An 876-nucleotide genomic window follows, 5' to 3' on the forward strand; every position below is an offset into this window, starting at 1 on the left:
GCTCCCCGCGCTGCGCGCGCGGGCCGGGGCGCTGGTGGACCGGCGGTTCGGCGACGACGCCGCGCTGGTGCGGGCGCTCGTCCTGGCCGACGCGCGGGCGATCGACCCGGACGTGCGCGACCGGTACGCCGCCGCGGGGCTGGTGCACGCGCTGTCGGTGTCGGGGCTGCACGTGGCGATCCTCGACGAGGCGCTGGCGCTGCTGCTGTGGGCGGCGCGGGTTCCGCGGCGGGCGGGGTCGGCCGGGGTGGTGGCGGCGGTGGCGGGCTACGTCGCGCTCATCGGCGCGCCGCCGCCCGCCGTGCGCGCGGGCGGGATGCTGGCGATGGACGCGGCCGCGCGCGCCCTGCAGCGCCCGACGTCGCCGTGGGCGGTGCGCGCCGACGACGCGGCGCTGGAGCTGGCCGACCCGGTGGTGGTGCTCGACCTCGGGTACCAGCTGAGCGTCGGCGGGACGGCGGCGGTGGTGGCGGGGCGCGGGCTGGCGCGCACGCTCGTGCTGCGGTCGCGCGAGGCCGACGGGCGGCCGCGGGCGCCGGGCGTCGCGGCGGCGGCGCTGGCCGCGCTCCGCGGGTTGGGCGAGGGGCCGCGGGTGGCGCTGGGGCGCGAGCTGGTCGTGGGCGTGCTGGCGACGCTGGCGTCGGCGCCGCTCGTGGCGTGGCACTTCGGGCAGGTGAGCCTCGTCGGCCCGCTGGCGAACCTCGCCGCGGGGCCGGTGCTGGCGGTGCTGCAGCCGGCGCTGTTCGTCGCCGTGCTGGCGGCGCCCTGGGACGGCGTCGGCGCGTTCGCCGCGGGGGCGGTGCGGCCGCTGCTCGCGCTCCTCGACGCGGTGGCGCGCGGCGCGGCGGCGAAGTCGGGAGGCCAAGCGGTCTTAGG

At 81.5% G+C, this 876-nt stretch carries 1 protein-coding gene; it reads left to right on the forward strand.

Annotated elements, in window-relative coordinates:
• Positions 1-876 (forward strand): ComEC/Rec2 family competence protein (locus tag PYV61_RS25990; protein ID WP_275836791.1); only part of this gene is annotated, 876 nt, incomplete at both ends.

This window comes from Roseisolibacter sp. H3M3-2 (genome assembly GCF_029211165.1).
Lineage (GTDB): Bacteria > Gemmatimonadota > Gemmatimonadetes > Gemmatimonadales > Gemmatimonadaceae > Roseisolibacter.